General features: G+C 71.9%; 20 protein-coding genes. 14 read left to right on the top strand and 6 right to left on the bottom strand.

Annotated features, from left to right (window positions below):
- Window positions 1-11: 11 nt before the first annotated feature.
- On the bottom strand, window positions 12-599 hold the full coding sequence (locus E1300_RS28895; protein ID WP_131760249.1) for a TetR/AcrR family transcriptional regulator: 588 nt from the start codon (window positions 597-599) through the stop codon (window positions 12-14).
- 107 nt (window positions 600-706) lie between these two features.
- On the opposite strand from E1300_RS28895, the gene E1300_RS28890 reads away from it, so the two are divergent.
- From E1300_RS28890 to E1300_RS28865, 6 genes are all read left to right on the top strand, one after another.
- Window positions 707-1,621: an SDR family oxidoreductase gene (locus tag E1300_RS28890; protein WP_131760248.1), complete on the top strand. Its 915-nt coding sequence runs from the start codon at window positions 707-709 to the stop codon at window positions 1,619-1,621.
- Window positions 1,622-2,981: 1,360 nt separating this feature from the next.
- Complete coding sequence (locus E1300_RS52805; RefSeq protein WP_242619456.1) at window positions 2,982-3,371, top strand: ComF family protein; 390 nt, start codon at window positions 2,982-2,984, stop codon at window positions 3,369-3,371.
- Window positions 3,372-4,294: 923 nt separating this feature from the next.
- Window positions 4,295-4,954, top strand: coding sequence for a ribosome hibernation-promoting factor, HPF/YfiA family (gene hpf / locus E1300_RS28880; protein ID WP_131760247.1), 660 nt, complete (start codon window positions 4,295-4,297; stop codon window positions 4,952-4,954).
- A gap of 476 nt (window positions 4,955-5,430) precedes the next feature.
- The gene (locus tag E1300_RS28875; RefSeq protein ID WP_242619455.1) at window positions 5,431-6,081 is read left to right on the top strand and encodes a response regulator; all 651 of its coding nucleotides are present in this window, start codon (window positions 5,431-5,433) and stop codon (window positions 6,079-6,081) included.
- Between the two features lie 281 nt (window positions 6,082-6,362).
- Complete coding sequence (locus tag E1300_RS28870) at window positions 6,363-7,346, top strand: maleylpyruvate isomerase family mycothiol-dependent enzyme (RefSeq protein WP_131760245.1); 984 nt, start codon at window positions 6,363-6,365, stop codon at window positions 7,344-7,346.
- A 584-nt stretch (window positions 7,347-7,930) separates the two neighbouring features.
- The gene (locus tag E1300_RS28865; RefSeq protein WP_242619454.1) at window positions 7,931-9,127 is read left to right on the top strand and encodes a winged helix-turn-helix domain-containing protein; all 1,197 of its coding nucleotides are present in this window, start codon (window positions 7,931-7,933) and stop codon (window positions 9,125-9,127) included.
- 290 nt (window positions 9,128-9,417) lie between these two features.
- Here E1300_RS28865 and E1300_RS28860 read toward each other — a convergent pair whose 3' ends face one another.
- Window positions 9,418-9,756, bottom strand: coding sequence for an HGxxPAAW family protein (locus E1300_RS28860; protein ID WP_131760244.1), 339 nt, complete (start codon window positions 9,754-9,756; stop codon window positions 9,418-9,420).
- 182 nt (window positions 9,757-9,938) lie between these two features.
- On the opposite strand from E1300_RS28860, the gene secA reads away from it, so the two are divergent.
- Complete coding sequence (gene secA / locus E1300_RS28855) at window positions 9,939-12,812, top strand: preprotein translocase subunit SecA (protein WP_131760243.1); 2,874 nt, start codon at window positions 9,939-9,941, stop codon at window positions 12,810-12,812.
- Between the two features lie 82 nt (window positions 12,813-12,894).
- Here secA and E1300_RS28850 read toward each other — a convergent pair whose 3' ends face one another.
- From E1300_RS28850 to E1300_RS28835, 4 genes are all read right to left on the bottom strand, one after another.
- The gene (locus E1300_RS28850) at window positions 12,895-13,401 is read right to left on the bottom strand and encodes an Rv3235 family protein (RefSeq protein ID WP_131760242.1); all 507 of its coding nucleotides are present in this window, start codon (window positions 13,399-13,401) and stop codon (window positions 12,895-12,897) included.
- A 317-nt stretch (window positions 13,402-13,718) separates the two neighbouring features.
- The gene (locus E1300_RS28845; RefSeq protein ID WP_131760241.1) at window positions 13,719-15,176 is read right to left on the bottom strand and encodes a PTS transporter subunit EIIC; all 1,458 of its coding nucleotides are present in this window, start codon (window positions 15,174-15,176) and stop codon (window positions 13,719-13,721) included.
- Between the two features lie 24 nt (window positions 15,177-15,200).
- Window positions 15,201-15,941, bottom strand: a complete 741-nt coding sequence (locus E1300_RS28840) for a GntR family transcriptional regulator (protein ID WP_131760240.1) — start codon at window positions 15,939-15,941, stop codon at window positions 15,201-15,203.
- Window positions 15,942-16,215: 274 nt separating this feature from the next.
- On the bottom strand, window positions 16,216-17,550 hold the full coding sequence (locus E1300_RS28835) for a PTS transporter subunit EIIC (protein WP_131760239.1): 1,335 nt from the start codon (window positions 17,548-17,550) through the stop codon (window positions 16,216-16,218).
- 167 nt (window positions 17,551-17,717) lie between these two features.
- Here E1300_RS28835 and nagA point away from each other — a divergent pair, with 167 nt between their 5' ends.
- The 7 genes from nagA to ptsP all read left to right on the top strand — a co-directional run.
- On the top strand, window positions 17,718-18,878 hold the full coding sequence (gene nagA, locus E1300_RS28830; RefSeq protein WP_131760238.1) for an N-acetylglucosamine-6-phosphate deacetylase: 1,161 nt from the start codon (window positions 17,718-17,720) through the stop codon (window positions 18,876-18,878).
- The gene (locus E1300_RS28825) at window positions 18,875-19,915 is read left to right on the top strand and encodes an SIS domain-containing protein (protein WP_131760237.1); all 1,041 of its coding nucleotides are present in this window, start codon (window positions 18,875-18,877) and stop codon (window positions 19,913-19,915) included. The genes nagA and E1300_RS28825 overlap by 4 nt, the downstream gene beginning before the upstream one ends.
- Window positions 19,915-20,181, top strand: a complete 267-nt coding sequence (locus E1300_RS28820; protein ID WP_278045396.1) for a PTS sugar transporter subunit IIB — start codon at window positions 19,915-19,917, stop codon at window positions 20,179-20,181. The genes E1300_RS28825 and E1300_RS28820 overlap by 1 nt, the downstream gene beginning before the upstream one ends.
- Window positions 20,182-20,213: 32 nt before the next feature.
- The gene (locus E1300_RS28815) at window positions 20,214-20,663 is read left to right on the top strand and encodes a PTS sugar transporter subunit IIA (protein ID WP_131760235.1); all 450 of its coding nucleotides are present in this window, start codon (window positions 20,214-20,216) and stop codon (window positions 20,661-20,663) included.
- The gene (locus E1300_RS28810; protein ID WP_131760234.1) at window positions 20,654-21,322 is read left to right on the top strand and encodes an HAD family hydrolase; all 669 of its coding nucleotides are present in this window, start codon (window positions 20,654-20,656) and stop codon (window positions 21,320-21,322) included. The genes E1300_RS28815 and E1300_RS28810 overlap by 10 nt, the downstream gene beginning before the upstream one ends.
- 28 nt (window positions 21,323-21,350) lie before the next feature.
- Window positions 21,351-21,623 (top strand): HPr family phosphocarrier protein, encoded by a 273-nt coding sequence (locus E1300_RS28805; RefSeq protein WP_131760233.1) that lies wholly within the window; start codon window positions 21,351-21,353, stop codon window positions 21,621-21,623.
- A partial coding sequence (gene ptsP, locus E1300_RS28800; protein WP_131760232.1) for a phosphoenolpyruvate--protein phosphotransferase occupies window positions 21,616-23,193 on the top strand: 1,578 nt, incomplete at its 3' end. The genes E1300_RS28805 and ptsP, both read left to right, overlap by 8 nt.

Here is a 23,193-nt window from a genome sequence, read left to right as displayed (position 1 = left end):
CCCGGTTGCTCTTAGGGACGCCCTACCGCGTGGCGGGAGGTTCCGGTCAGAGCCCGAAGCTCACCAAGCGATTCCCGAATGAACGGCGACAACCCGCTCCCACCGGTTCCGTCGATCCAGCGCGCGAACGCGACCTTGAAGACCGCGATGCCCGTCTCGGCGGTCAGGCTCGCCACGGGCTCGGCCACCCCCCGCTCGCGCAGAGCCTCGGCGGCCGCCGAGGCGAGCGACGCGAGCTTGATCAGCTCCCGCTCCCGCAGCTCCGGATTCGCATCAATGATCACCTGACGCCGCCGCGCATGCTCGCGGCGCTCCTCGAAGACGCCGCCGACGGCTTCCAGGGCCGCGGTCGCGGCATCGAGCGGCGAGGCACCCTCAGGAGCCTCGGCGATGGCCTTCACCAGGAGATCCCGGAGAAGCCCGGACCCCGCGAACAGGACCTCCCGCTTGTCGGCGTAATGCCGGAAGAACGTCCGCTCCGTGACCCCGGCACGTTGGGCGATCTCGGCCACCGTCGTCTTCTCGTAACCGCGTTCGCCGTACAGCTCCAGCGCCGCCTGCTCAAGCCGACCACGCGCGTCCGGCTCCCATCGCCCCATGCCCCCGATCCTAGTTGATGACAGTTCATGACATCGCTGGTAGCCTGACGACAGTCACTGACATCGACCGTCCCCTGGACGGCCGAGCTACCTGGAGGTTTCCTGACATGCGCGTTTTCGTCACCGGCGCATCCGGCTGGATCGGCTCCGCGGTCGTCCCCGAACTGATCGGCGCCGGCCACGAGGTCGTCGGCCTGGCACGCTCGGACGCCTCGGCCGCCGCCCTCGACACCGCCGGCGCCCAGGTCCGCCGCGGCACCCTCGACGACCTCGACACCCTGCGAGACGCCGCCACCGCGTCCGACGGCGTGATCCACCTGGCGTTCAAGCACGACATCGCCTTCGCGGGCCGCTTCGACGACGCCGTCACCGCCGACCGCCGCGCCATCGAGGCCCTCGGCGAGGCCCTGGCGGGCTCCGGCCGTCCCCTGGTCATCGCGTCCGGAACCCTGGGACTCGCCCCTGGACGCCTTGCAACCGAACAGGACGGCCTGGACCCCGCCCAACCCGGCGAAGCCAACCCCCGCCAGGCCACCGCGCAGATGACGGTTTCCCTCGCCTCCCGCGACGTCCGCCCCTCCATCGTGCGCCTCCCACCCACCGTGCACGGCGACGGCGACAAGGGCTTCATCGCGACCCTGGTCGACATCGCCCGCGCCAAGGGCGTCTCCGGCCACATCGGCGACGGCTCCAACCGCTGGCCCGCCGTCCACCGATCCGACGCCGCGCACCTGTTCCGGCTGGCCCTGGAGCAGGCCCCGGCGGGCTCAGTCCTGCACGCGACCGCCGAAGAGGGCATCCCGACCCGCGCCATAGCCGAAGTGATCGGCCGTCACCTCGACCTACCCGTCACCTCCGTCCCCCCACAGGACGCGGACGAGCACTTCGGCTGGTTGTCCCCCTTCCTGGCCATCGACGGCCCCGCCTCCAGCACCCAGACCCGCGAGCAACTGAACTGGCACCCGACCGGTCCAGGCCTCCTGGAAGACCTAGAAAAGGGCCACTACTTCCAAACCCCCTGACCAACCACCCCCACAACAACGCGCGAACACAACCCACGCGGATACCCCACCCCATAGCTGCCCCAAATGCAGCCGCCACCAGCCCAACCACCCCGGCAAGCACACGATCGCCTACACGCACGACCGCCTACACGCACGACCGCCTGCACGCGCGTGATCGCCTGCACGCGCGTGATTGCCTGCACGCGCGCGATTGCCGGGCACAGGCAGCTATCCAGTACGGGCGGCCGTCCAGCGCACGACTACCTCCACGTCAGCCACAGCGCAGACGGCCGCCCTGGCCTGGGCGTCTGACCACCGACGCGACTACGCCGACACAGGCAAACCCTCACACGCGCAAACGGGCGCAGTGCAGACGGCCCGGGGTCGGCGCAGAAAGGCGCCCACCTGAGCCGCGACCGCCGTCACGCAGGCGATGCCCTCGTTCAAGCGCTTCATCGCGGATGCACTTGCCCCGGCACAAGCAGAATCCTCGCGCGCGGACGAACCAGGTGCAGGCGGCTATCCCAGCGCCAAATGGCCCCCCCGACCCCGCGACCGCCCTCCCAGCGGGCGACCGCCCTGGCGTGGACGGCCGCCCTGGCGCGGATGGCCGCCCTGGCGCGGATGGCCGTCCTGGCATGGGCATCTCATCGACGGACGCGACTGCCCCGGTACGGGCGGACCCTCACGCGCGCGGACGGATCGCATGCCCGTCGGGCAGGTCAAGAGCATCAAGAAGCGGATCGTCACGCGCGCGGACGGCGTGGGCGGGTGGATAGGGCGGAGTGGAGTGGCCACCCCAGCGCGCGGCTACCTCAGCACGAGTAGTCCCTCAGCGTGCGGGTGGGGCCGTTGTCGCGGTGATCGCGTAGTGCGGCGCGGTTCGCGGTGGGGCGAAGTTATCCACAGTTTCTCGTTCGGTGGAGGGACGGAGGGCGGCGCGGGCATCGTCGATGGCATGAACATCCTCGATGAACTGGTCGACCTGCTCCTTCCCGAGCGCTGCGCCGGCTGCGGGGAGGCGCCGGGCCTCCTCTGCGCCGCCTGCGGAGCGCCGCTCCAAGGTCCGCCCTATCCGGTACCCAGAGTCACGGCGAGAGCTCCCCGACACGCGATCCATCGCCCCCTCACTCCGGCAGTACCCCACTCGCCCGATCCTGCAACGCGTCCGTCCGCGGATGACGGTTGCGGATTGGCTGTGTGGACGGTGGCGGCCTACGAGAGCGCTGTCCGGACGGCGTTGAACGCTCATAAGGAGCGCGGACGGACGGCGCTGGCGGTCCCTCTGGGAGAGGCACTGGCGCGGGCCGTCCAAGGAGCTCTCACCGCTTGGCGGGCGCCTCCCGACCGGAGCCCGCGAGCCGGCGGCGCTGAGGTGGTGATCGTCGCCATCCCTTCGGCCCGGAAGGCCGTGCGGCGGCGCGGACACGACCCGCTGGGAGCGATGGCGAAGGTCGCCGTGCAGCGGCTGCGGGAGGACGGCCTCCACATAGTGGGGCTGGACGCACTGCGGCAGCGGCGCCGGGTCGCCGACCAGGCCGCTCTCACGGTGGACGAGCGGGCGGTGAACCTTGCCGGGGCGCTGGTGGTGGATCCGCAGGTGGCAATGGGCGGACGCTCGGTTCTGCTCGTCGATGACGTGATCACTACCGGGGCCACGCTGGACGAGGCGGCGCGTGCACTGCGAGCCGCTGGAGCCGACGTGCTCGCCGCAGCCACGGTCGCCGCCACCCCCTTGCGAAGAACGGTGACCTCCGGAGAGCGATGACCGGAGGGGCGATAACGGCAGGGGGCGATGACCGGAGGGGCGGTGACCGGAGGGCGGTGAGTGGTGGGTGTCTGGAGGGGGGTGAGTGGTGTTGGTGTCGTGTTGGTTGCTGAGCGGTCGGTGCTTGGTTGCCGTCGCTGGGGGCTGGGCGGTTGGCGCTTGGTTGTCGTTGGCCGTTGACGCTGTCGCTGCGCAGTACCTCCTGGGGGTGACTTTCTTCGGTGGGAGGGGGGTTTGCGTGAGAAGTCACCTTGTGTAGCTGAGGATGTCCGAGTTGGTCGGACTTGGGGGGATTGTGGGGCGTTAGTCGAGTCACGCGCTGTCATGGGAGCCGTAGATCTTCTCAAACTCACTCGCGGGTCAGAAGGATCTGACCTGCGGGTGCGTGGACCATGGAACCCCAGTGGGAGGGGGGCTTCACGGCATGTGACGGATGTCTCGACGGGGCCTGGAGACCCCGCTGCGAGGCCCGTCGATGACGGTGGGTGAGTTTTTCCTCGCTCCACCCCCCTGACATTCGTGGCGTAAGGGGTTAGCGTTCCTGACATGGCACCCGCCCGGGTCCGTGGTTGCGTCGGATCGCAGTGCTCGTCAGGAGCATCGCGGTGCTCGTCAGGAGCACGGCAGGCGGTCCGGCAAGCCGATGCCAGGCGCAGGCGAAACGGCCCACGTAAGGCGACTTCTCGTCGACCGATCACGGTGCGCCTTAGAGGTAAGTCCTGCCCCGTCGAGGGATCCGACATCTCTCGAACCGGGAGAAGGGCAGTAGTGGCGAGAGCGCCGCGAGCCCCTCAGCAGGCGGATGTGGGGACGAAGACCAGGTCGGCCGGGCGGGTGCGACCCACCGTGCTGTGGTGCCCGTCCGGGGCTATCAGGAGCCCCGGAGCGGGCGAGGATCGCAACCGGGAGAAGGGGGGTCCCGCGTGGACATCATCGTGAGGGGCCGGCACACCGACATCAACGACAGGTTCCGTCGGCACGTCGACAACAAGCTGACGAAGATCGAACGGCTCAACAGCAAGGTCATCCGCGTGGACGTGGAGGTGTCCGAGGAACGTAACCCACGGCTCGCCGACCAGCGGGAACGGGTGGAGCTGACGATCCGGTCCCGGGGCCCGGTGATCCGGGCCGAGGCCGCGGCCGACGACCGCTACGGCGCCCTTGACCTGGCGCTCGACAAGCTGGAGTCCCGGCTCCGCCGCGACTGCGACCGGCGGAAGGCCCACGGCGGCAAGTCCCGCGCCAAGCACGTCACGATGGAGCCGATGCCCGAACCGGCGGTCGAGCCCGTGCTGGAGCAGGCTCCCCAGGCGACGGCCACGGTCGAGGACGAGTACGAGCCCGCCCGCGAGGCCGGGATGGACGAGCACCTCGTCCCGATCCCCATGGAGGGCGACGGGCCCGTCGTCGTCCGCGAGAAGTTCCACAAGGCCGAGCAGATGGGCATCGAGCAGGCGCTCTTCGAGATGGAGCTCGTGGGGCACGACTTCTTCCTCTACCGCGACAAGGCCACTGGCCACCCCTCGGTCGTCTACCGGAGAAGGGGATGGGACTACGGAGTCATCAGGCTCGTCGAAGAGTGATGCGGCACTTGCGTCACGTCACCGCCCGGAACATGTAATGATCTGAAAAGGCGTGCCAGCCGATCAGCGGACGCGGTGGTCTGGACGGTCGAGCCCGCGCGGGCTCGCCGGGCCGTGCCCACCGTCCGGCCACCGCTCCGCGTCGGCGCCGGTCCGGGGCGATCCGGGTTTCCCCGCCCTTTACCGGGAACCATCCCGGTGCCGGCAGCAGTTAGGCATGACGATTCACCCGAACGACCCGGAGCCGTCTCCGGTCAGGCAAGACCCCGCCGGGGGCGACCCCGGGAGCTGACCCTCCGAAGGCCTAGATCACTGACAGTGAAGGGGGGAAGCGGCGTCTCCTCCACGCCGCGACTCAGGTGAGCGAGAATCCCGAGGCTCGCGGCGCCGCGGCCGTACCCCGTCAGGCCGGCGCAGGTGCGGCCTCCGCCGGACGGGAGGCGGCGGAGCCGGCCGGAGCGGCCGATCCGATCCGCGTGCTCATCGTCGACGACCACGCGCTCTTCCGCCGGGGCCTGGAGATGGTCCTCCAGGGCGAGGACGACATCGAGGTCATCGGGGAGGGCGGCGACGGGCACGAGGCGGTCCAGATGGCCGGCGACCTGCTGCCCGACGTCGTGCTCATGGACATCCGGATGCCCCGCCGCAGCGGTATCGAGGCGTGCACGGCCATCAAGGACGCCGCGCCCAGCGCCAAGATCGTCATGCTGACCATCAGCGACGAGGAGGAGGACCTCTTCGAGGCGATCAAGGCCGGGGCCAGCGGCTACCTGCTCAAGGAGATCTCCATCGACGAGGTCCCGCAGGCCGTCCGGGCCGTCCACGGCGGGCAGTCGCTCATCAGCCCCTCGATGGCGTCGAAGCTGATCACGGAGTTCGCGTCGCTGGCCAAGCGCAGCGAGGAGCGCACCCAGCAGGTCCCCGCGCCCCGGCTCACCGAGCGCGAGATGGAGGTGCTGCGGCTCGTCGCCCGCGGCCTCGGCAACCGGGAGATCGCCCGCGAGCTGTTCATCTCCGAGAACACCGTGAAGAACCACGTCCGCAACATCCTGGAGAAGCTCCAGCTGCACTCGCGGATGGAGGCCGTCGTGTACGCCGTCCGGGAGAAGCTCCTCGAGATCACCTGAGGATCTTCATCCGGGCCGGTCCCGAGTGCGAAGCAGAGGTGAGGCCGTTCCCGTTCCGGCTCGCCTCCGGTCCCGAACATGCCGCGCCGTGGCGGACGGGACGGGAACGGTCCGCTGGATTCCCGCCGTCGGCGCGATCCGGCGGTGATCGTGCTGGCCTATTTCGAGGAGCACACGTACCGTCGGTTGGCGATGGGCCAGGGGCCGGCGGGGGCACCGCGCGAACGCGTCGGCACGGGCCGCCGCCGCATCGCCGCCGCGCCGGCAGAAGGGGGAGCGCCATGAGTGCGACGCACGAGCACGTCTCCTCGCTGCTCGGCGCCTGGGCGCTGGGCGCGTGCTCGGACGAGGAGACGCAGGCGGTCATCGACCACCTCGCCGGTTGCCCCGCCTGCGCGGAGGACTCCCTCATGCTCGGCGGCACCGCTGAGCTGCTCGGCGGCGTCCCGCCGATGCCGACCCTGCGCGAACAGACCCTCGACAGCGCGCGCGCTCGCCGTCGTCCAGCGCCCTCAGCGCCGCCGTACGCGGCGCCCTATGCCGCCCAGGTGTCCATGCTGGACGCGCTGCTGGCCGAAGTCTCCGGTGAGACCTGGTCGACGAACGTCATCTACGACTGGTCCGTGCAGGACGTCGTCGCCCACCTGTCGGCGACGGACTCCGTGGTAGCGGACCAGTTGGACGACGACACCAACGGTCCCCCCGACGTGAACGCCCGCACGGCCGCCACCCTGAGCGTGGAGCGCACGAGAGAGCCCCAGCAGACACGGGACGCCTGGCGCGAGCAGGCCGAGGCGTTGTGCGCTCGACTCGACGAGGACGGCACGCGGAGCGTGTCCCTCCAACTCGCGATGCCCGTGCGAAGCGCGATCGTGGCCCGCGCGTTCGAGACGTGGGTGCACTCCCGGGACATCGCCCTGGCGACCGGGCTCCACCTGCCCTCGCCCCTGCCCACCCACCTGCACGCCATCGCGAGCCTAGGCGTCCATGTGCTCCCTGACGCCCTCGCCATGCGTGAGGGTCGCCCCGTGGACGGTGAGACCGTCCGCGTGGACCTCAGCGGCCCTGGAGGCGGTTCCTGGGACCTCCCCCTCGGCCCGGACGCGCCCGGCGTCCCCACCGTGACGCTCTCACTGGACGCCACGGACTTCTGCCTCCTGGCCGCCGACCGCATCCCGCCCGACGAAGTGCAAGCCGATGTCGCCGGCGACGTCCCCCTGGGCCACCGCCTCCTCGCCGCCGCCTCCACCTTCGCCGTCCCCTAGCCCCCAAGCCCGAGGTGGTAGCCCCCAGCTCCGACGTGGCGCCGGATGTTGCGGCAGTGCCACCTCAGGCCCGGATGTGGCGGGGGCGTTGCTCGGGTGCCGATGGGGCGGGGGTGTTGCTCAGGGCCCGATGTGGCGGACTGCTGCTCACGCCCCGATTTGGTGGGGTCTCGCTCAGGCCCGATGTCGCCGGGGCGTTGCTCAGGGCCGTCGTTGCGAGGGCGTTGCTCAAGCCCTGACCTCACTGGGGGGTGTTGCTCAGGCTCCGATGTGGCGGGGATGTGCCCGGGCTTCGATGTCGCGGCGGCTCCGATGTCGCTGGGCGGTGCTCAGACCCGATGTCGTGGGGCGTTGCTCAGGTCTCGATGTCGCGGGGCGGTGCTCACGTCCCCGACTTCACTGGGGTGTTGCTCGGGTGCTGATGTGGGGGGGTGTTGCCTTGGGGCGATGTCGTGGGGCGGTGCGCAGGGGTCGTTGCTGTGGGGTGTTGCTTAAGGGGTGGTGGCACTGTGGGGTGCTCGCGGTGGAAGGGTGGGTGCGACCGGCATTCCTGGTTTGTCGGTGTCGTGTCGTAGCATCGCGGCGTGGATGTGGTGCAGCTCAGCGCGGACGAGGTACGGCGGCTCCAGTTGCGGGCTCAGGGGTTCCTGGGGGCGCGGCCCAAGGGCGGGGTGCCCGGGATGCTGGAACGGTTGGGGGCCGTCCAGCTCGACACGATCTCGGTGCTGGCGCGGTCGCATGAGCTGGTGCCGTACGCCCGGCTGGGGGCCGTCGGACGGGACGCGATCGAGCGGGCGTACTGGGGCAACGGGACGGCGGGGGCGTTCGAGTACTGGGCGCACGCCGCGTCCGTGATCCCCATGGCCGACTGGCCGCTGTTCGGGTTCCGGCGTCGCGCGTACGTGCAGCGGGGGTGGCGCTGGCACAAGGTGCCCGAAGGCATCTGCGACGAGATCCGGGCCCGGTTGCGGGCGGACGGGCCGCTGACCACCAAGGAGCTGGGCGGGGCCAAGGCGAGCGCCGAGTGGTGGGACTGGAGCGACCACAAGATCGGGATCGAGTGGCTGCTCGACATAGGTGAGGTCGTGTGCGTCGAGCGGGTGGGCTGGCGGCGGGTGTACGACCTGGCGGAGCGGGCCGTCCCGGCGGAGCTGCTCGCGCAGGACCCGGACGACGAGGCGTGCTTGACGGCCCTCGTCGCCAAGGCCGGGCGTGCGCTGGGCGTGGCCACCAGGGGGGATCTCGCCGACTACTACCGGGTCAGGCAGGACCAGGTGGACGCGGTGGTCGAGGCGGCGGGGCTGGTCCCGGTCGAGGTGGCGGGGTGGAAGCAGCGGGCGTGGGCCGACCCGGGGGCGCTTGAGGCTCCGGTGCGGGGGCGGCATGCCACCACGCTGCTGTCGCCGTTCGACTCACTTGTTTGGGACCGGGCTCGCGCGTCGCGGGTGTTCGGGTTCGATCACCGGCTGGAGGCGTACGTCCCGAAGGCCAAGCGGGTCCACGGGTACTTCGCGATGCCGCTGCTGACCGGCGGGCGGCTGGCCGGGCGGGTCGACCCGGCGCGGGACGGGCGGACGCTCGTCGCCCGCCAGGTGTCGTTCGAGCCGTGGGCCGTCCGGACCGCCGCGCGCGCCGAGGCGTCCGCGGCGGCCCTGGCCGTCGCCCTGTGGCGCGCCGCCGGCTGGGTGGGCTGCGATGACGTGCGGGTCGAGCGGATCGTCCCGGACGGGGTGGATCCCGTGCTCATCGGCGCCGCCCTCAAGGAAGCCGCCCCCGCCTAGCCCGGAACGCCTCGCCAGGCCGCTCCCACCTGACACGGGCCGGCCGGCAAGAAGTCGCCCTGTCTGACGCGGGTCGGGCGGCAAGGAGCCGCCCCTGCCCGACGCGGGTCGGACGGCACGGAGCCGCCTCTGTCTGACGCGGGTCGGGCGGCAAGGAGTCGCCTCTGCCTGACGCGGGCCGGACGGCGCGAAGCCGCCCTGCCTGACGCGGGTCGGGCGGCACGAAGCCGCCCCCGCTTGGCCGGAGGCCGGTCAAGCGGGGGCGGGGTTGCCGGAGTGGCGCTCGCCGGTCAGCCGTGCGGAGTGCGCTGGGGGTCGGTGGCCACGGGGCGGTCGAGGGCCTCGCCCTGCTCGCCGCCGCGGCGCTTGTCCGTCCGGGAGCCGAACAGGGAGTAGTCCACGATCTCGGGGATGACGCGCGGCGCGTCGACCACGACGTCCGAGAACAGGTGGACCAGGCCCGAGACGACCATGCCGATGACGATGATGCCGACGCCGACCCAGAACATGATCCAGGACGGGCCCAGGCAGATGGCGACGCCGCCCACCACGAAGCCGATGAAGATGATGGTGACGGCGACCCATGAACCAGGCCTGCCGGCGTGGGAACCGTGCGACTCTTCGGACATTGCGCCTCCCTCCGATGCTGTGTGAGATCTTTCCGTGACCCGTTAGGTCAAACGGAGCGCGCTGTGGATTGCGCTGCGGAGTGACCTAGACCATTCTGGGTCTCGCCTACGATGGGCATCGTACGTGTGGTGTGCGTGCCGCCGGAAAGCGGCTAACCACGATCTGCAAGGAGCCTTCGAGAGTGCCGCCAGTCATCGACAAGATCCTTCGTGCGGGCGAGGGAAAAATCCTGCGCAAGCTCAAGAAGCTCGCGGATCAGGTCAACTCGATCGAGGAGGACTTCCTCGAGATGAGCGACGCCGAGTTGCGCGAGCTGACCGACAAGTACCGGGAGCGCCTCGCCGACGGCGAGGACCTGGACGACCTGCTGCCCGAAGCGTTCGCGACCGCTCGCGAAGCCGCCAAGCGCGTTCTGGGGCAGCGTCACTACGATGTCCAGGTCATGGGCGGTGCCGCGCTGCACCTGGGCAACATCGCCGAGATGAAGACCGGTGAGGGCAAGACCCTGACCTGTGTGCTCCCGGCGTACCTGAACGCGCTCACCGGGGACGGCGTCCACGTCGTCACGGTGAACGACTACCTGGCCAAGCGCGACGCCGAGTGGATGGGGCGCGTGCACCAGTTCCTCGGCCTCGAGGTCGGCGTCATCCTCCCGCAGATGACCCCGGACGAGCGCCGAGCGGCCTACAACGCCGACATCACCTACGGCACGAACAACGAGTTCGGGTTCGACTACCTGCGCGACAACATGGCCTGGAGCCTGGAGGAGTGCGTCCAGCGCGGCCACAACTTCGCGATCGTGGACGAGGTCGACTCGATCCTCATCGACGAGGCCCGGACGCCGCTGATCATCTCCGGTCCGGCCGAGCAGAACTCCAAGTGGTACTCGGAGTTCGCCAAGATCGTCCCGCGGCTGAAGCGGGCCGAGCTGGTCAGCACCGCCGGGCAGGTCGACGAGTACGGCCCCGGCGACTACGAGGTGAACGAGAAGAAGCGGACGGTCGGCATCACCGAGGCCGGTGTCGAGAAGGTCGAGGACTGGCTCGGCATCGACAACCTGTACGACTCGGTGAACACGCCGCTGGTGAGCTTCCTCAACAACGCGCTCAAGGCCAAGGAGCTCTACAAGCGCGACAAGGACTACGTCGTCATGAACGGCGAGGTCCTGATCGTGGACGAGTTCACCGGCCGCATCCTCCACGGCCGCCGCTACAACGAGGGCATGCACCAGGCCATCGAGGCCAAGGAGGGCGTGGCGATCAAGGACGAGAACCAGACGCTCGCCACGATCACCCTGCAGAACTACTTCCGCCTCTACGGCAAGCTGTCCGGCATGACCGGCACGGCCGACACCGAGGCGGCCGAGTTCAACAAGACCTACAAGATCGGCGTCGTGCCGATCCCGACGAACAAGCCGATGATCCGCCGGGACGTGGCGGACGTGGTCTACAAGACCGAGCAGGCGAAGTTCGAGGCGGTCGTCGACGACATCGCCGAGCGGCACGAGAAGGGCCAGCCGGTCCTGGTCGGCACCACGTCGGTGGAGAAGTCGGAGCGGCTGAGCAAGATGCTCAAGCGGCGCGGCATCCCGCACCAGGTGCTGAACGCCAAGCACCACGAGCAGGAGTCGGCGATCGTCGCGGAGGCGGGCCGCAAGGGCGGTGTGACCGTCGCGACGAACATGGCGGGCCGCGGTACCGACATCATGCTCGGCGGCAACCCCGACTTCCGCGCCGACCTGGAGCTGCACCAGCGCGGGCTGTCCCCGCTGGAGACGCCCGACGAGTACGAGGCCGCGTGGCCGGAGGCGCTGGAGAAGGCCAAGGAGGCCGTCAAGGGCGAGCACGAGGAGGTCGTCGAGGCCGGCGGGCTGTACGTGCTGGCGACGGAGCGGCACGAGTCGCGCCGCATCGACAACCAGCTCCGCGGCCGGTCCGGCCGCCAGGGCGACCCGGGCGAGTCGCGGTTCTACCTCTCGCTCGAGGACGACCTGATGCGGCTGTTCAACTCGGCCCGGGTCGAGGCGATCATGACGCGCCTCAACATCCCGGACGACGTGCCGATCGAGTCCAAGATCGTGTCGAACGCGATCCGGTCGGCGCAGAGCCAGGTCGAGCAGCAGAACTTCGAGATGCGCAAGAACGTCTTGAAGTACGACGAGGTCCTGAACCGGCAGCGCAAGGTCATCTACGCCGAGCGCCGCAAGGTGCTGGAGGGCGAGGACCTGCACGAGCAGGTCCGCCGGATGATCGACGAGGTCGTCGCGGGCTATGTCGCGGGCGCCACCGGCGAGGGCTTCGCCGAGGAGTGGGACCTCGACAAGCTCTGGAAGGCGTTCAAGCAGCTCTACCCGATCTCGCTGACGGTGGACGAGCTGGTCGAGGAGGAGGCCGACGGCGACATCTCCGGCCTCGACGCCGAGACCCTCGCGGAGAAGATCCGCGAGGACGCCCAGAACGCCTACGACAAGCGCGAGGAGGAGCTCGGCTCCGAGGTCATGCGCGAGCTGGAGCGCCGTGTCGTGCTGTCGGTCCTCGACCGCAAGTGGCGCGAGCACCTCTACGAGATGGACTACCTCCAGGAGGGCATCGGCCTGCGGGCCATGGCGCAGCGCGACCCGCTGGTCGAGTACCAGCGCGAGGGCTACGAGATGTTCAACGCGATGCTGGACGGCATCAAGGAGGAGTCGGTCGGCTACCTGTTCAACCTCGAGGTCGAGGTGGAGGAGCAGCCGGAGGCCCCGCAGGTCGGCGCGAAGCCGGTGTCCGTCGCCAAGTCCGCCTCGGCCGACGCCCCCGCCGTGGACGACGCGGAGGACGACGTCGAGATCGAGGAGGCCGACGACACTCCGGCGATCAAGGCGAAGGGCCTGGAGAAGCCGCAGCGTCCGAAGAAGCTGGAGTACTCCGCGCCGACCGTCGACGGCGAGGGCGGCGTCGAGCATCACAGCGAGGAGGCCGACGACCCGTACGCGGGCGTCAGCCGCAACGATCCGTGCCCCTGCGGCTCGGGCAAGAAGTTCAAGCGCTGCCACGGCGACCCGCGCAACAAGTAGCATCCGCGCGACGCCGGAGCCCGCTTGAGCAGGGCTTCACCGAAGCGGCCCCCTGGACGCGTCCAGGGGGCCGCTTCGGCGTTCAGGGCGCGGTCGTCTCCAGGGCGGTGCACTGCCAGCGGCCCCGCAGGAGTTCGAGGCGCAGCGCGACGGCGTGGATGCGCCCGTTCACCGCGACCACGGCCCCGGCCTCCGCGGCGCCGGGCGCGGGACGTTGCAGCCAGCTCGTCAGCACCTGCGGCGGGACGGCGCGCCGGGACCGTCCGAGTGCGGGACCGCGCCGTCCGAGTTCCCGGCACACCGCCGGGACGGCGAGCCGCGCCAGTTGCTGCGGCGGCCGCGTCCCGGCGAGGACCTCGACGAGGAGCCGCACGGTGGCCTCCGCGCGGGCCCGAAGCTCCGTCTCGACGGTGTCGCCGGGCTGGACGAGCCGCAGCGCGCCCGGCGCCCTTCCCGGCGGCGCGGGCATGGGAGCCGGGTTCAGCGCGAGCGCGCCGTCCGCGGTCCGCGCTCGCGGCGCGGTTTCCGCCGCTGCGGCGGGCGGGCGCGGCTGGTAGCGGACGATCCGGACGGCGGGACGCGTGCTCATGTGGCCTCCTGGCTGGAAACGGGTCGGAGCAAGGAGTCCTGAGCGGCACGGAAAATACGTCCTGGCCAGGTACGGTCTCGCGAGTAACGCGTCCCGGCGCGCGCTCAGCGAGCGGCATCCCGGGAGGGGCCCGGACAAAAAGGGGCGGCGGCGGGGTGCTGGGGCACCCCGCCGCCGCGGGACGAGTCCCGGTGGTGATGGGAGCCGGGACTCGGTGGTGCAGGGCCGGTGGGCTGAACCGGCCCGAAGGCGGCCGTTCGCACGGGACGCCCTGGAGGGTCGGTCGGTCGCCTGGGGTAGGCGACCGACCTGGAGGGTCAGCTGGTCGCAGGGCTGTCCTGGGGGGCGGCGGGGCCCTTGTCGCGCGGTCTCGCGGTGCCGTCGCCCGCCTTCTCCTCGCCCGCCTCCTTCTCGGCGGCCTTGTCCTCGGCGGCGCGCCTGCGGGACTTCTTCGGCTTCGTCCCGGCGGCCAGCTCGGGGTTGGAGTCCGGGTCGGCGGCGACGGAGTCCTCGTCCTCGGGCTCGCGGCCCGGGGTCTTGAAGTCGAACTTCACGATGAGGAACTTGAAGACGAAGTAGTAGATGAAGAAGTACAGGACGCCCATGCCGAGGATCAGCGGGAGGCCCTTGGTGTTGTCCTTGGACGCGTTGAGCAGCATGTCGATGCCGCCCGCGGAGAAGCCGAAGCCGAGCTGGGCGCCGGCGGCCTCCAGGATCGCCATCGAGATGCCGGTGAGGACGACGTGCACCGCGTACAGGACGGGCGCGACGAACATGAACGCGAACTCGATGGGCTCGGTGACGCCGGTGACGAACGCGGTGAGCGCGGCGGAGATCATGATGCCGCCGACCGCGGGGCGGCGGTGCGGGGGAGCGGCGCGCCAGATGGCGAGGGCCGCGCCGGGCAGGCCGAACATGAGGACGGGGAAGAACCCGGCGAGGAAGCCGCCCGCGTGGGGGTCGCCGGCCAGGTAGCGGTTGATCTCACCGTGGACGACGCCGTCGGAGCCCTTGTAGTCGCCGAACACGAACCAGACCAGCGAGTTCGGGATGTGGTGGAGGCCGAAGGGGAGCAGCAGCCGGTTGACGACGCCGTAGATGCCCGCGCCGAGCGCGCCGGCGCCGGTGATCCAGTTGCCGAAGTCGGTGAGCCAGTTGCCGAAGACGGGCCAGATGAAGCCGATGACGACGCCGATGCCGAGGGCGGCGACCGCGGTGATGATCGGGACGAACCGGCGGCCGCCGAAGAAGGCGAGGTAGGTGGGCAGCTTCACCCGGTAGAAGCGCTGGTAGAGCAGCGCGGCGACGACGCCGATGAGGATGCCGCCGAGGACGTCGGTGGGGTTCTTGGCCCCGAAGTCGATGACCTCCTTGGGCGCGCCGTCCACCATCTTGGTGATCAGGACGTTGCCCTTGAGCTCGTCGGTGTGCGAGAACATGATCTTGGAGACCTGGTCGAAGACCAGGTAGCCGACCACGGCGGCGAGCGCGGTGGAGCCGTCGGCCTTCTTGGCGAAGCCGATCGCGACGCCGACGGCGAACAGCAGCGGCAGGTGGTCGAACAGGGCCTGGCCGGCGCCGCCGACGACCTCGGCGACGCGGATCCAGCCGAGGCCGTCCGCGCCGAGCATGTCGGGCTGCCCGAAGCGCAGCAGGAGGGCGGCGGCGGGCAGGACGGCGATCGGCAGCATGAGGCTGCGGCCGATGCGCTGGAGCACCGCGAGGGCGCTCGACCCTCGGCGCGGCGCCGCGGCGTCCACGGTTGTCGAAGTCATCGGGGGGTTCCTCCTCAGGGGTTTTCAGGAGTGCGGCGGGGGGTTTCCGAGGGCCGTGTGGATCTGGTAGCGGTCCGCCCTGTAGGTCGACACGCCCAGCTCGGCGCAGACACCTCCGGTGTAGGAGCGGCGTTGCAGGAGCAGCACGGCGCTGCCCCGGGCGATCTTCAGGTGCCTGGCGTCGGCCGCGTCGGCCAGGCTGGCGTCGATGGTCTGGTCGCCCGCGTCGAAGACGAGCCCGTAGACCGCTTCGAGGACGCCGTACAGGGAGCGGTCGGCGAGCCGGCGGTCGAGCAGGTCGGGGGCGAGCGAGGCGAGGATGTGCGAGCGCTCCAGCGCCATGGGCTCGCCGTCGGCGGTGCGCAGCCGCTCGATGATGTGGATCTCCGTGCCGGGGTCGACCTCGAAGATGCGGGCGAGGCGGGCGTCGGCGGGGACGGTCCGGCGGTCGAGGTCGACGGCGCCGGGCCGCAGGCCGCGGCTCAGCATGTCCTCGGTGAACGAGACGAGCCGCAGCGGCATCTCGATCTTGGGCCGGGCGACGAAGGTGCCCTTGCCCGGGACGCGGTAGAGGCGTCCTTCGGAGACGAGCTGGTCGACCCCCTGCCGGACGGTCATGCGCGACAGCTCGTACCGGACGCACAGCTCGCGCTCCGAGGGGATCGGGGCGTCGACGGGCAGCTCGGCGCTCTCGATCAGGTCGAGGAGGATGGCGCGGAGCTGGAAGTACTTCGGTACGGGGCTGTGCGGATCGATGCTCGTCACGGGTTCCTCGATGGCGGGGTGCCGGATCGACGGGTTTCGACGGAGGTGCGTGGCAGGTGTCGTGGCGGCCGGACGGGACGAGGCGGATATCAAGGGATCCGTCTCGGTTCGTACTGGTCTAGGCCGGACTAGACCACACGGGCGAAAGGCATGTCAATGCACAAACGTGTAACGGCCGGGTCACGCGGAGGCGACCTCAAGATCGTCTGATTCCGCAGGTCAGCATGCCCGTCACGGGCCCCGCGCGGAAGCCGGGCGCGGCATCGGCAGCGCCCTACTCGGCGCGCTCCGCGGGCGCGTCGGGACGCGACTCGGGCGGCCGGTCCTCCTCGGGCTCCCGTCCGGGCGTGGGCAGGTCGAACTTCTTGATCACGATGGTGAAGACCGCGTAGTAGACGAGGAAGTACACCGCGCCGAGCGCGACGATCAGCCACAGGTGCCGGGTGTTGCTCTTGGTCGCGTTGAGCAGCATGTCGATCAGCCCGGCGGAGAAGCTGAACCCGAGCTGCGCGTGCACCGCCGCGAGGACGTAGAGCGAGACGCCGGTGAGCACGACGTGGATGCCGTACAGCAGCGGCGCGACGAACATGAACGAGAACTCGATCGGCTCGGTGACCCCGCAGACGAACGCGGTGAGCGCGGCGGAGACCATCAGGCCGCCGACGGCGCCGCGGCGGTGCGGGGCGGCGGTGCGCCAGATGGCGAGGGCCGCGCCGGGCAGGCCGAACATCAGGACGGGGAAGAACCCGGCGAGGAACCGGCCCGCGTGCGGGTCGCCGGCCAGGTAGCGGTTGATCTCGCCGTGGACGGGGCCGTCCGGTCCCTGGTAGGTGCCGAAGACGAACCACACCAGCGAGTTGAGGATGTGGTGCAGGCCGAAGGGCAGCAGCAGGCGGTTGGCGACGCCGTAGATGCCGGCGCCGGCGGCGCCGAGGCCGGTGATCCAGTCGCCGAAGTCGTCGATCCAGCCGCCGAGCGCCGGCCAGATCAGCCCGAACACCACGCCGAGGACGAGCGCCGCGGCGGCCGAGACGATCGGGACGAAGCGCCGGCCGCCGAAGAACGCGAGCCAGGACGGCAGCTTGATCCGGTAGAAGCGCTGGTAGAGCAGGGCGACCATGAGCCCGACGACGATGCCGCCGAGGACCTGGGTCGGGTTCTTCAGCCCGTACCCGATCGTCTCCTTGAGCGAGCCGTCCTCCTGCTGGACCATCTGGACGACGGTGCCCTTCAGCTGGCCCGTGTGCGCGAACATCGTCTTCGAGACGCGGTCGAAGACCAGGTAGGCGGCGACGGCGGCGAGGCCGGTGGAGCCGTCGGCCTTCTTCGCGAAGCCGATGGCGACGCCGACGGCGAACAGGATCGCGAGGTTGTCGAGGAGGGCGCCGCCGGCGGCGGCGAAGACCTCGGCGACGCGGTCCCAGCCGAGGCCGTCGGCGCCGAGCAGGTCGGCCTGGCCGAGGCGGAGCAGGATGCCGGCGGCGGGCAGGACGGCGATCGGCAGCATGAGGCTGCGGCCGATGCGCTGCAGCACCGCGAAGGTGGACGACCAGGCGGCGGGCGCCCCGCCGCCGGTCGTGGCGGCCGCGCGGCCGGCACTGGAACTCATAGGCGGATGCCCTCCCCCGAGAGGGCCCGAACGCGGACGAGTTCGGGCCGACATCTTCAGCTCGCTTCGTTTCGTGGGATATGGTGCGTACTGGTCTAGTCCGGACTAGACCAGTTCCGTCCCGAGGCAACGATCGGCGATCGACGCGTCACAGAGAGTGCCCATCCATGGCATCACTACTGGTCACGGCCCACAGCGTGATCACTGCCCCCGCGGGCAGTCCTACCCGCGTCCTCTCCCCGGGATTCGTCCGAGTGGAGGACGGTGTGATCGCCGAGGTCGGCGAGGGCCGCCCGCCGGGCGTCCCGGACGCCGACCTCCCGGACGGGCTGCTGGCCCCCGGGCTCGTCGACCTCCAGGTCAACGGCTTCTTCGGGCACGACATGGCCGACGCCGGCGAGGAGGGCTGGCGCACGGTCGTGTCGCGCCTCCCCGAGACCGGTGTGACCTCGTTCCTCCCCACCTTCATCACCGCGCCCGTCGCGGCGCAGGCCGAGGCGCTGCGCCGCACCGCCGGGCTCCTGCCGCGCCTCCCGGCCGGCACCCGCGTGCTGGGCGTCCACCTTGAAGGGCCGTTCCTCGCCGAGAAGCGCAAGGGCGCGCACAACGCGGTGCACCTCACCGACCCCGCGTCCGGGGAGGTCAAGACGCTGCTGGAGACGGGCCTGGTCAAGCTGGTCACGCTCGCGCCCGAGCGGGACGGCGCGCTCGACGCGATCCGGACGCTGACCGAGGCGGGCGTGCTGGTCAGCGTGGGCCACAGCGACGCCACCGCGGACCGGGTCGAGGCCGCCGCGGACGCCGGCGCCCGCATGGTCACGCACATCTTCAACGCGCAGAGCGGGATCGACCACCGCGCCCCCGGCGTCGCGGTGCAGGCGCTCATCGACCCGCGGCTTCACCCCGGCCTGATCCTCGACCTGCACCACGTCGCGCCCAAGGTGGCCGAGCTCGTGTTCCGCGCCGCGCCCGGGCGGGTCGTGCTCGTCACCGACGCGGCCGCGTCCGCGGGCATGCCGCCCGGCACCTACGAGCTCGGCGGCGAGCCCATCACGATGCCCGCGGACGGGCCGCCGCTGCGCGCCGACGGCACCCTCGCGGGCTCCGGCCTGCGGCTGGACGACGCGGTCGGCAACGCGGTCCGGCTCGGGATCGGCACGGTGGCGGCGGTGGACGCCGCGACCCGGGTCCCGGCCGACCTGATCGGCCGCCCCGACCTCGGCCGGATCGCGCCCGGCGCGGCCGCCGACCTGGTGTGGCTCGGCCCGGACCACCGCGCGCGTACGACGTGGATCAACGGGCAGAAAGTCTTCGGAGGGGGATCATGACCAGTCGAATGCGCGCCGAGATCGGCGAGCAGCCGGACGCGCTGCGCCGGACCGTCGACGCGCTGCTGCCGCGGACCGCCGACATCGCGGCGCTGGCCCGCGAGACGCGGCAGGTGCTGTTCATCGCGCGCGGCTCGTCCGACAACGCCGCCGTCTACGGCCGCTACCTGGTCGAGTCGCACGCCGGGCGGCTCGCGACGCTGGCCGCGCCGTCCATCGCGACCGCCTACAGGCGGAAGCTGGACCTGGACGGCGTGCTGGCCGTGGCGATCAGCCAGTCCGGCAAGACCGAGGAGATCGTCGAGACCCTCGACTGGGCGGCCGGCTGCGGCGCCCGCACCGTCGCCGTCACCAACGGCGCCGGGTCGCCGCTGGCGGAGGCCGCCGAGGTCGCGCTGATCACCCGGGCGGGCGACGAGCTGGCCGTCCCGGCGACCAAGACCTACACCACGCAGCTCGCCGCGCTGTCAGTGCTCGGCCTCGGCCTCGGCGCGGACGTCGAGGCCGGCGACCTGCGCGCCGTCCCGGACGAGGTGGCGCGGCTCATCGACCTGACCGAGTCGTCCGACGCGCTGCCGGAGATCGTCGAGGAGCTCGCCGCGGTGCCCGGCGCGGTCGTGTCCGGCCGCGGCATCGCGTTCGGCACCGCGCTGGAGCTGGCGCTGAAGATCAAGGAGGCGTGCTACCTGCACGCCATGGGCCTGTCGTACGCCGACCTGCTGCACGGCCCGATCGCGGTCGTGGACGACCGCACCCCGGCGCTGCTCGTGGCCGCCGAGTCCGGTCCGACGCTGCCCGGCACGATCGCGCTGGCCCGCCGCGTCCAGGGCGCGGGCGCCCGCGCGTACGGCGTCGGCGGCGGCGCGGGCCTCGCCGGCGCGTGCTCGGCCGCGCTGCCCGGCCCCGGCCTGCCCGAGTGGGTGGCGCCGCTCGCCCTCATCGTCCCCGGCCAGATCCTGGTCGAGAACCTGGCCCGCCGGCTCGGCGTCGACCCCGACGTCCCCCGCGGCCTGAACAAGGTCACCCAGACCGACTGATCCACCCGGACGCTCCGGAGAAGAGGAAGCTCATGGACAAGGCCGAGGCCATCGTCGCCGCGCTCGGCGGCGCCGACAACATCGTCGAGATCGAGCCCTGCGCGACCCGGCTGCGCACCGAGGTGGAGGACGCCGGGAAGGTCGACGAGGCGGGCCTGAAGAAGGCGGGCGCGTTCGGCGTCATGCGCAGCGGCACCGTCGTCCAGGTCGTGGTGGGGCCCGAGGCCGACACCATCGCCAGCGACATCGAGGACATCCTCGAGTGACGGCTCCTCCAGCGAGGGAAGGGACCCTGACGATGACCCGAGTGCTGTCCCCGGTCTCCGGCCGGGTCGTCGGGCTGGCGGGCGTGCCGGACCCGGTGTTCGCGCAGGCCATGGTCGGCCCGGGCACCGCCGTCGACCCGGCGCGCGGTCCCGGCCAGGCGATCGCCCCGGTCACCGGGAAGATCGTGAAGCTGCATCCGCACGCGTACGTCGTGGTGGACGCGGAGGGGCACGGCGTGCTCGTCCACCTCGGCATCGACACGGTCAAGCTGAAGGGCGAGGGGTTCGAGCTGCTCGCCGCCGAGGGCGACGAGGTGACCGCCGGGCAGCCGGTGGTCGGCTGGAACCCGGCCGTGATCGAGGCGGGCGGCCGCTCGCCGATCTGCGCGGTCGTCGCGCTGGACGCGAACGCCGACGCGCTGTCGGACGTGCGGGAGGCGGGCGAGGTGACGACGGGGGACGAGCTGTTCACATGGCGCTGATCCCGCTGCGGGCGGCGGTGTTCGACCTCGACGGCACCCTGATCGACACGGAGCCGCGCAACCGCGTGATGTGGTCGCGGCTGTTCGAGGCGCACGGCGCCCCCTACGACGACGCGCTGATCGCCTCGTTCGCGGGGCGGCGCGGCCTGGAGGTGCTGGCCGACCTCGCCCACCTGTTCCCCGGGAGGACGGTCGAGGAGCTGTTCACCGAGGCCGTGTCGTACGAGGCGCTGCCGGGCATGCCCGCCGTCGGGCCCGTCCCGGGCGGCGTCGAGCTGGTCCGCGCGCTGGCCGGGGCGGGCGTCCCGCTGGCCGTGGTGACCTCGGGGCAGCGCCCCTACGCCGAGCGGCTGCTGGACGAGCTGGGCATCCGCGACCTGCTCGACCTGGTCGTGACCGCCGGGGACGTCGTCACCGGCAAGCCGCACCCCGAGGGCTACCTCGCCGCGGCGCGCGACCTGGACGTGCCGCCGGGGGAGGCGGTCGCGTTCGAGGACGCCCCCGCGGGCGTGGCGGCCGTCAAGGCCGCGGGTATGACCTGCGTCGGCGTCGCCACCACGCAGCCGGTGGGGGCGCTGGCCGAGGCCGACCACGTCGTGGCCGACCTCAAGGAAGTGGACGTCGAGCCGGGCCCCGCGCTGCGGGTGCGCGGCCTGTAACGGCCCTCGGGGCCCAGAGGAGCATGCAGTGAGCGAGCGCAAAGTCACGATCGAGTCGAGGGTGGGCCTGCACGCGCGGCCGGCCGCGCTGTTCGTCCAGACCGCGGCCAAGGCGCCGGGCGAGGTCACCGTCGCCAAGCCGGGCGGGAAGCCCGTGAACGCGAAGAGCATCCTCGCGGTGCTCGGCATGGACGCGCGGCACGGGGAGGAGGTCGTCATCTCCGCCGACGGGGAGGGCGCGGACACGCTGCTCGACAGCCTGGAGGCCCTGCTCTCCAAGCCGGAGCCCGAAAGTGCCTGAATCGCCCGAGGTGCTGCGGGGCGCGGGCGTCAGCCCCGGGGTCGGGCACGGTCCCGTCCGGACGATCGCCGGCGCCGTCCCCGAACCGCCCGCGGACGACCGGCACGGCGGTGACGCCGCCGCCGAGCGCGACCGGGCGCTCGCCGCGCTGGAGGCCGTCGCGGCCGACCTGGAGGCGCGCGGCGCCCGGGCCGCCGAGGCCGGGAACGAGGACGGGCGCGACGTCCTGAACGCGCAGGCGCTGATGGCCCGCGACCCGGGCCTCGCCGACGGCGTCACCGCCGCGGTCGACGGCGGGACCGGCGCGGCCCGCGCCGTGTTCGAGGCGTTCGGCGTCTACCGGGAGATGCTGGCCGGGGCGGGCGGCTACCTCGCCGCCCGCGTCACCGACCTCGACGACATCCGCGACCGCACGGTCGCGCGGCTGCTCGGCCTGCCGATGCCCGGCGTCCCCGACGCGGACGAGCCGTTCGTGCTCGTCGCCCGGGACCTCGCGCCCGCCGACACCGCCGTGCTCGACCCCGCGCGAGTCGTCGCGTTCGTCACCGAGGAGGGCGGCCCGACCAGCCACACCGCCATCCTCGCCCGCACGATGGGCGTGCCCGCCGTCGTCGCCCTCCAGGGCGCCACGGACCTGGCCGACGGCACGCCCGTCCTGGTGGACGGCAGCGCCGGAACCGTCCGGATCGACCCGTCCGAGGAGGAGGTCGCGGCGGCCCGCGCCGCGTCCGCCGCCCGCACGGCGGCGCTGGAGGAGTCGACCGGGCCGGGCGCCACCAAGGACGGCCACGCCGTCCCGCTGCTCGCGAACGTCGGCGGCCCGAAGGACGTCGAGGCGGCGCTCGCGAACGGCGCCGAAGGCGTCGGCCTCTACCGCACCGAGTTCCTGTTCCTCGACCGCTCCACGCCTCCCACCGAGGACGAGCAGGTCGAGGCGTACCGCACGGTGCTGGAGGCGTTCCCGAAGGGCCGCGTCGTCGTCCGGACCCTGGACGCGGGCGCCGACAAGCCCCTCGCGTTCCTCCCGCCGCCCGGCGAGGAGCCCAACCCCGCGCTCGGCGAGCGCGGCCTGCGGATGATGCGCCGCCACCCGGACGTCCTGACCGCCCAGCTCGGCGCGCTCGCCCGCGCCGCCGCCGGGCTGAGCACGACCCTCCAGGTCATGGCGCCGATGGTGACGGACGCCGCGGAGGCCGCCTTCTTCGCCGCCGCCTGCCGCGACGCCGGGATCGCGCACCCGGGCGTGATGATCGAGGTGCCGGCCGCCGCACTGCGCGCCCGCGACCTCGCGTCCGAGGTCGGGTTCTTCAGCCTCGGCACCAACGACCTCACGCAGTACGCCTGCGCGGCCGACCGGCAGGTCGGCGGCCTCGCGGCGCTCCAGGACCCGTGGCAGCCCGCCATCCTCGACCTGGTCGCCCCCGCGGCCGCGGCCGGGATCCCCTGCGGCGTGTGCGGCGAGGCCGCGGGCGACCCCGCGCTCGCGTGCGTGCTCGTGGGCCTCGGCGTGACGTCGCTGTCGATGAGCGCCCCGTCCCTCCCGCTGGTGCGGGCCGCGCTCGCCCGCCAC

The sequence above is a fragment of the Actinomadura fibrosa genome (assembly GCF_900659615.1).
Taxonomy (GTDB): Bacteria; Actinomycetota; Actinomycetes; order Streptosporangiales; family Streptosporangiaceae; genus Spirillospora; species Spirillospora fibrosa.
This window is presented reverse-complemented; position numbering and strand designations above follow the sequence as displayed.